This is a genomic window from Pseudomonas crudilactis (genome assembly GCF_013433315.1).
Taxonomy (GTDB): Bacteria; Pseudomonadota; Gammaproteobacteria; order Pseudomonadales; family Pseudomonadaceae; genus Aquipseudomonas; species Aquipseudomonas crudilactis.
In genome coordinates this window covers 247,162-254,650 of sequence record NZ_WXVV01000006.1, presented here as the reverse complement: position 1 = coordinate 254,650, position 7,489 = coordinate 247,162, and the positions used below count along the sequence as shown (strand labels likewise).

The following is a 7,489-nucleotide window of genomic DNA, read 5'->3' as shown; positions in this document are numbered from 1 at the left end:
AAGGAGGAGGGTGAAATCTCCCACGGTCTGTACTGCGCTAACAGTCAGAATCGAGCCTTGTCCCTCCTCCTCCCTTCAAGTCCTACCATACAAGCGAGCCTGCTCGCGAAGGCCGCACCGCAAATTTCGAATTTTCAACCCGCAATGGATCGCGCAGACAGGCCGAGGACGGCCGCGATGTCTTGTCGTTTTGCATCATTGCCACAACCACAAAAAAGGCAAACAGGAGCACCTTCATGAGTTCATCAAACGCCGGGCAAAGCGCCGGGCAACTGGAAACCCGCGGCATCGAACCGGTACCGGAAGCCGAGTGCAACGGCCATCCGCTGCAACTGTTCTGGGTCTGGTTCGCCGCCAACATCTCCATCCTCGGTCTGCCGCTGGGCGCCACGCTGGTGGCGTTTCGCGGGCTGGCGATCTGGCAGGCAATCATCGTCGCAATCATCGGCGCCGCCGGTTCGTTTGCCGTGGTCGGGATCATCTCGATTGCCGGCCGCCGAGGCCGCGCGCCGAGCCTGACCTTGTCGCGGGCGATCTTCGGCGTGCGTGGCAATATCGGCCCGACACTGGTCTCGCTGATGTCGCGTCTCGGTTGGGAAACCGTCAACACCACCACTGCCGCTTTCGTGCTGCTGTCGCTGTGCTCGATCCTGTTCGGCTCACCGGTCGAAGCGAAAAGTGCGCCGGTACTGACGCTGATCTTCATCGCCATTTTCGTCCTGCTGACCCTGTCGGTATCCGGCCTCGGCCACGCGACCTTGCTGGTGATCCAGAAGTGGGCGACCTACGTGTTCGGCGCGCTGAATATTCTGGTCGGTGGTTTCCTCTGCGCGACCATCGACTGGAGTGCAGTGTTCAACGCCACGCCTGCGCCGATGAGCGCAATGATCATCGGTATCGGCACCATGGCCGCCGGCACCGGGATTGGTTGGGCCAACGCTGGCGCTGACATGTCGCGCTATCAGCACCGCAGCGTCAAGGCTGTGCGTCTGGTTGCGTCCGCCGCGTTCGGTGCGGGCATTCCGCTGGTGTTGCTGATCACCCTCGGCGGCTTGCTGTCGGTGGGCAATAACGATCTGGCGTCGGCGACTGACCCGATCGTGGCGATCCGCGACATGCTGCCAACCTGGATGGCTGTGCCGTACCTGATCACCGCGTTCGGTGGCTTGCTGCTGTCGAACAACTTGTCGGTGTACTCCGCCGGGCTGACTACGCTAACCCTCGGTCTCAAGGTCAAACGCGTCTACGCGGTGGTGGTCGATATCGTCGCGATCTTCGCCGGTTCGATTTACTTCATGCTGATCGCCGACAGCTTCTACGGCCCGTTCATTACCTTCATTTCCCTGCTGGCAGTGCCGATCACTGCGTGGGTCGGAATCTTCGTGGTTGACCTGATTCACCGTCACTACTACAGCCCCAAAGACCTGCTCGACGTCAGCCCGAGCAGCGCTTACTGGTATCGCGGCGGCATCGAGTGGCGTGCATTCGGCGCCTGGGCGATTGCCATCGTCCTCGGCTTCAGTTTCACCACCATTGGCACCACCGCTGAAAACGTCTGGTTCAAAGGCTTCCTGTCCGACTCGTGGCTGGGCCACAACGGCCTCGGCTGGATCGTGACCTTCGTGGTAGCCGGTGGCATTTACTTCGTCCTCGGCGGGGCGAAAGATCGCCGCGCCGCGCAAACCGAGAATGCTCATGCCTAAGATGTTGCACACCGGCCAGGTCATCATCGACCTGGTCATGGCCGTGGATAAACTGCCGCAGATTGGTGGTGACGTGCTGGCGCAGTCGGCTGGTTTCGAAGCCGGTGGCGGGTTCAATGTGATGGCGGCAGCGGTGCGTAATGGCCTGCCGGTGGTGTATCTCGGTCGGCATGGCAGTGGGCGTTTCGGCGATCTCGCGCGTCAGGCGATGAACGCTGAGGGGATTCACATCGGCATCACCGAACCCGCACAGAAAGACACCGGTTTGTGTGTGGCGCTGACCGATGCGTCGGCGGAGCGCAGTTTCATTTCCTACATCGGCGCGGAAGGTGAGGTGACCGAAGAGGATCTGAACAGCGTTGCGGCGGAGGCGGGCGATTACGTTTATCTGAGTGGCTACAGCCTGCTCCACGAAGGCAAGGCCCAGGCGTTGCTCGACTGGACGCTGGCACTGCCGGACTCGATCAACGTCGTGTTCGATCCGGGCCCGTTGGTGGAATCGCCGGACTCGCCGCTGATGCAGGCGTTGCTGCCGCGCATCGATGTGTGGACCAGCAACAGTGTTGAAGCACTGCGGTTTACCGGTGTCGATGATATTGGCGCGGCGCTGGATAGCCTCGCTGAGCACCTGCCCAACGATGTGTTGATGGTGGTAAGGGACGGGCCGCAGGGCTGCTGGATTCATCAGCGCGATGAGCGTCGGCATGTGCCCGGGTTTGCGGTGAAAGCGGTAGACAGCAATGGTGCCGGTGACGCCCATGCCGGGGTGTTTGTTGCCGGGTTGGCGCAGGGCTTGTCTGCCCATGAAGCGGCGCGGCGGGCGAATGCGGCAGCGGCTATCGCGGTGACGCGCTGGGGACCGGCGACCTCGCCGGGGGTGGCAGAGGTGGATGCGTTTTTGCTTGATTCCGGCGGTGCCTGATCTACCGCTTTCGCGAGCAGGCTCGCTCCCACAGGGGATGTGTGAACGACATCAATTCAGTGTGGGAGCGAGCTTGCTCGCGAAAGGGCAATTAGCTTCATCACAAAATTCAATGTTGGATACCGCTCGCCGCGTCGGCAGCGAGCGGCCGCAGGACTACTGCAGATCCAGCTTGCGCGCAGCCTCAACGCCAGCGGCACTGAGCTTGATCGGCAGGTTCAACGAATGTTCGCCAGCCTCGTTGCAGGTCACATGCCCGTGGTGAATCAGTCCACGATCCTGCAAAGCGGCGAGGGCGCTGGCCACGACCTTCTCGCCCCGGTAATTGTCCAGCACCTCCTTGCCCAGTCCGCTCGGGTGGGCATGCAGCAGGCGGGTGAGGACTTCTTTTTCCAGGTTTTTATCGACGTTCATGGTTACCTCTTCATTGGATTGAATAGGACGCTCGCGTCGGCGAACTACTGACCGGAGCCTTCGGAACCGGAGCCACCGGTGGTGGTTTTCGAGCCGATGCCGGGGCCAGCATTGTCTGGCGTTGCGGGGGCGTCGGGGGTGTTCATGCCGCCCTGACGACCCGGATCACTGCCCTGGGTGCGCGGATCAGTACCGGTGGCGGGCGGCTGGTTGATCAGCGGCACGCCGGAGCCGTCGGTATTCATACCGGGAGCACTGTTGATGGCGGGCGCGCGTGGCGGGGTCGGATCGGTAGGGCCGGTGCCCCCAGCGGTGGCGGATGCGGCGAAAACCGCAGGGCAGAGCAGGGCGCTGAATACGAAAGCGGTCAACCTTGACGGGATCATAGGGCTTCTCCAGTGATTGGAATCCTTACCTGTCGTTGGTCTGCCCGCTGATCGGATTGGTGCCTGATGAACGACGAACGGTCTAGATTGCCTGCGTCGATTGCAGACTGATCCGTCGCCAGAGCAAACGGCCAAGGGTGATCAGCCAGTTGGCCAACGCGACGATCAATACCGTCAAAAGCAGCGTGCTCATGCCGTGCTCGACGATGATTTTCCCGGCCAGTAACGGGAAGCCGAACACGCCGATGAAGTACGAAAGACTGAACAGCAACAAGGCCTGTGACGTGGTGCCGGCCGGTGCTTCGTTGGCCGCCAAACCGTTGATTACCGAATAGGTAAGGCCATAACCGACGCCAAGCATCACCGCTGCCAGCAGATAACTGAAGCCGCTGTGCACGCCGAACGCGAACAGCACAATCGAACCCAGCATCAGTCCGGACAACAGACACGACGCGCGCAGCGGATCACGTTTGACCACATAACCTGCGATCAACATCCGGCTGCTGATTGCCGCACTCATGAAACCCAGAAAGAACAGTGAGTAATCCAGAGCGCGGGCAGCGGCATAGCTGGTCTGGAAACTCGACAGACCACCGAACACGCAACCGCCGAGACCAACCATGATGATCGGGAACAGTGCGCGCGAGCCGAGCACTTGGGTGGTCGCTCGCCAAGTGATTCTTGCGGTCGAGGTTACTTGCGTGCTTTTCAATCGAGCCCCGAGTTGCCAGTACAACAGCACGCCAACCAGGCTCGCCAGTGCCGCCAGGTAAAACGCCGAGGTCACTGGCAACCCCAAGGCACTGGCTGCACGCCCGAGTAATGGGCCGCTGCCAATGCCGGTCATCATGCTGCCCGACAACAGCGCGAAGTATTTCGCTCGTTGCGCCGGCGTCACCAGACTGGCGACGATGATCGGCCCCAACGTATAGAAAACGCCCCAACCCAATCCCAACAGCAAGCCGAAAAACAACAGCAGATGACCGAACCCCGGCGTCAGCGCAAAGCCCAGGCTCGCCACCACCAGCAACAGCCCGAACAACGCAATCGAACGCGCCGCGCCGAGCCAGTCCGACAGATGCCCGGACACCAATACCGCGACAAACGTACTGAGCATCGCCGCCGAAATCACACTGCCGGCATCGTGTTCATTGCCTCCGCGAGAAGCGATCAGCAACGACAGCAAAAACGTCGAGCCATAGGACAGCGACAGCAGATAACTGGCGAGACAGAACAGACCGAACAGCTTGCCTGAGACCTTGGGGGTTGCTTGCGACATGACGCGAATCCTTGACCGGATAAATTCAGCGTCGTCTGTTTAACACGTCAGGCATGCGGCTTAGGTCTGAGGTTGGCGAAGTCAGGATCACTGCACGCCGGAGTAATGCATCAAGCGATGCCGATCTCTTCCTTGAATTGCTCCATGAAACCCTTCAGACGATGATGACGGACCTGCGCCAGACGCTGGCCGGCGGCGGTCTGGAAACCGTCGGCGAGGTGCAGCAGTTTGGTCTGGAAATGATCGAGGCAAAAACGCGTGTCATCGTAATCGCGTTGTTTCGCTTCGGGATCCTGCGGATCGTACAGCGCCGAACCCATGCGCCCGGCGATGTAGAAAGTGCGGGCGACGCCGAGCATGCCGAGTGAGTCGAGCCGATCGGCGTCCTGGACGATTTTCGCTTCGAGGGTGAGCGGGGTGATGTTGGCGGAGAAACTGTGGGCTTCGATGGCGTGGGCGACGGCGGCGATTTTTTCTTCGGACCAGTTCAGATCGGCCAGCATTGACGAAGCTTTATCTGCCGCCAGCCGCGAAGCCTGCGAACGCAGCGGTGAATTCTTCTCGACGGCCACGCAATCGTGCAAGAGCACGGCGGCCAACAGCACCTCAAGATCTCCACCTTCTTCTTCATGCAGCGTACGCACGTTGTGCCAGACGCGCTGCAAGTGGGCGAGGTCGTGAGCGCCGTCGTCGGACGGCTCCAGAGCGTGTGGCAGTAACTCTGCTGCCAGTGCCGCCACGGGTGTAAAAAACTCAAGGTTCATAAGCATCCTTTCAGATTGTCGAAGTCCCTGTGGGAGCGAGCCTGCTCGCGAAGGCGCCCTTACAGTCACCTGCATTGTTGAATGACAGAATGTATTCGCGAGCAAGCTCGCTCCCACATGGGGTGGCGGCGTTTGAAGCATTGCGAGAGGGTATCCGCTGTTTTGCCATGTGACGAGCGCCGCCCACGGCCTTAGTATGGCGTTTTCCTTTTCCGACAAGGCCCGTCCATGACGATCGAAATCCGCCCGGCGACCCCCAGCGATGCCCCGCAAATCCTCGCCTTCATCACTGAACTCGCCGATTTCGAAAAGGCCCGCCACGAAGTCATCGCCAGCGTCGCCGACATCGAACGCAGCCTGTTCGGCGAAGGCGCCACCGCCCACGGTTTGATCTGCCTGCGCGATGGTCTGCCGATCGGTTTCGCGGTGTTCTTCTTCAGCTATTCGACCTGGCTCGGCAGCAATTGCCTGTACCTCGAAGACCTCTACATCACCCCGGATCAACGCGGTGGTGGTGCCGGCAGAACCTTGTTGCGTCACTTGGCGAAGATCGCCTGCGACAACGACTGCGGCCGCTTCGAATGGAGCGTGCTCGACTGGAACACGCCGGCGATCGAATTCTACAAATCCCTCGGCGCGCAACCTCAGGAAGAGTGGGTGCGCTACCGCATGGATGGCCAGGTCCTGCGTGAGTTTGCCGAGGGCTGAACACGACGATGGCAATCCGGCAGTAATTCGATTGTCGCCAGCGCTCTAGTCCGGCATTCTACGCGCCATTTTTACGCGCTCACGGACGACACCTGCATGCCTCTGGCACTACTTCTCCACGCCCGTGGAGCCTTCGCTGTGTCAACGAGTGACCAGCGATGAGCGGACTACGGGCGACAATGCGTCTGTATGGCCTGGTGAAAAACTCAGGCTCGAGCGACAACCCCCAGCGCCAACCGGTCGACATTCTCTGCACTACAAACAGCACGGGCGGCAGCGCCATTCGTGCGTTCGTGTCACGCCTTGATGCCGAGTTGATGACGCGCAGTGCCGGGCTCGCCGAGTACCGCGTGATAGCGCTGCGCACCTTCGATCCGACGGCGTTTATCGACGCCCATCAAGGCTGGCTGACGCTGCACGTCTGTTGCGGTTTCGTCGCCCCTGCCGGGCATTCGCTGCTCAAGGACGGCGGGTTGATGCCGATGGGCTGGTACGTCTATTCCGAGATCGGCCAGTGGACGGCCCAGCATCATCTCGACCTCGGCGCACAAATGGCCGAACTGCTGCAATCGACTTACGAGCGTAATCACCTGCGCAACTACAACGCCTGGCTCAACGAACTCGACGACGCCTCGCCGGCCGAACTGGCCTGGCAAACCGACGAAGCCTGGCGGCACCTGCAAACCGCCGCATCACCCGACAGCCGTGAGCATTGCCACGCCCTGTTCGACCCCGTCGACAACCGCTGGCGCTTCGCCGCGACCGACATCGATATTCATCAGCCGCACCCGGAACCCCTGAAGCAAGGAGCTTTGAATTGAGTGGTAAACCCGCTGCACGCGTCACCGACCCGACCGCCTGCCCATTGCCAGGCCATGGCACCAACCCGATTGCCTCCGGCTCGCCGAACGTCTTCTTCGACGGCCTCGCCGCCGCGCGCATGACCGATAAATCGGCGTGCGGCAGCCCGATTACCGGAGCCGTTTCCGGCACCGTATTCATCAACGGCCTGAATGCCGCCACACTCGACAGCACCGGAGGCCACGGCAATGTCGTGGTGGGTGGTTCGGGGACGGTGATTATTGGCCAGAGTGGCGGCGGGGCGGCTTTTAGCGGGTTGTTGCCGATGCCAGTGCATTTTACGGACAGGTTGCAAGTGGTTAATGAGGCGACTGGCGAGCCTATCCCCGATCATCCGTATGCGATCCAGCGAGGTGATGGGCGCATAGAACATGGCATCACCAATGAGCAGGGCTTTACCCATATGGTGAGTTCTCACTTGGCTGAAACTATTAAATTGTTTGTAGAGTGAT

9 protein-coding genes are annotated in these 7,489 nt (G+C 60.7%); 5 read left to right on the top strand and 4 right to left on the bottom strand.

Annotated features, from left to right (window positions below):
- Positions 1–236 precede the first annotated feature (236 nt).
- Positions 237–1,703 (top strand): purine-cytosine permease family protein, encoded by a 1,467-nt coding sequence (locus GTU76_RS09265; RefSeq protein WP_016986011.1) that lies wholly within the window; start codon positions 237–239, stop codon positions 1,701–1,703.
- Entirely contained in the window at positions 1,696–2,625 is a 930-nt protein-coding gene (locus GTU76_RS09260) for a PfkB family carbohydrate kinase (RefSeq protein WP_016986010.1), read from the top strand. The genes GTU76_RS09265 and GTU76_RS09260 overlap by 8 nt, the downstream gene beginning before the upstream one ends.
- A gap of 156 nt (positions 2,626–2,781) precedes the next feature.
- Here GTU76_RS09260 and GTU76_RS09255 read toward each other — a convergent pair whose 3' ends face one another.
- The 4 genes from GTU76_RS09255 to GTU76_RS09240 all read right to left on the bottom strand — a co-directional run bounded on the left by GTU76_RS09255 (position 2,782) and on the right by GTU76_RS09240 (position 5,468).
- Positions 2,782–3,039, bottom strand: coding sequence for a hypothetical protein (locus tag GTU76_RS09255; RefSeq protein ID WP_016986009.1), 258 nt, complete (start codon positions 3,037–3,039; stop codon positions 2,782–2,784).
- Between the two features lie 44 nt (positions 3,040–3,083).
- Positions 3,084–3,425, bottom strand: a complete 342-nt coding sequence (locus tag GTU76_RS09250; protein ID WP_180698481.1) for a hypothetical protein — start codon at positions 3,423–3,425, stop codon at positions 3,084–3,086.
- Positions 3,426–3,507: 82 nt separating this feature from the next.
- Positions 3,508–4,704 (bottom strand): MFS transporter, encoded by a 1,197-nt coding sequence (locus tag GTU76_RS09245; protein WP_180698480.1) that lies wholly within the window; start codon positions 4,702–4,704, stop codon positions 3,508–3,510.
- Between the two features lie 110 nt (positions 4,705–4,814).
- Positions 4,815–5,468, bottom strand: coding sequence for an HD domain-containing protein (locus GTU76_RS09240; protein WP_180698479.1), 654 nt, complete (start codon positions 5,466–5,468; stop codon positions 4,815–4,817).
- Positions 5,469–5,696: 228 nt separating this feature from the next.
- Here GTU76_RS09240 and GTU76_RS09235 point away from each other — a divergent pair, with 228 nt between their 5' ends.
- The 3 genes from GTU76_RS09235 to GTU76_RS09225 all read left to right on the top strand — a co-directional run bounded on the left by GTU76_RS09235 (position 5,697) and on the right by GTU76_RS09225 (position 7,488).
- A complete protein-coding gene (locus GTU76_RS09235; protein WP_180698478.1) occupies positions 5,697–6,176 on the top strand; it encodes a GNAT family N-acetyltransferase in 480 nt (159 codons plus the stop codon).
- Between the two features lie 158 nt (positions 6,177–6,334).
- Positions 6,335–6,997, top strand: a complete 663-nt coding sequence (locus tag GTU76_RS09230; RefSeq protein ID WP_180698477.1) for a hypothetical protein — start codon at positions 6,335–6,337, stop codon at positions 6,995–6,997.
- A complete protein-coding gene (locus GTU76_RS09225; protein WP_016986005.1) occupies positions 6,994–7,488 on the top strand; it encodes a PAAR domain-containing protein in 495 nt (164 codons plus the stop codon). Before GTU76_RS09230 ends, GTU76_RS09225 begins: the two co-directional genes overlap by 4 nt.
- Position 7,489: the final 1 nt, after the last annotated feature.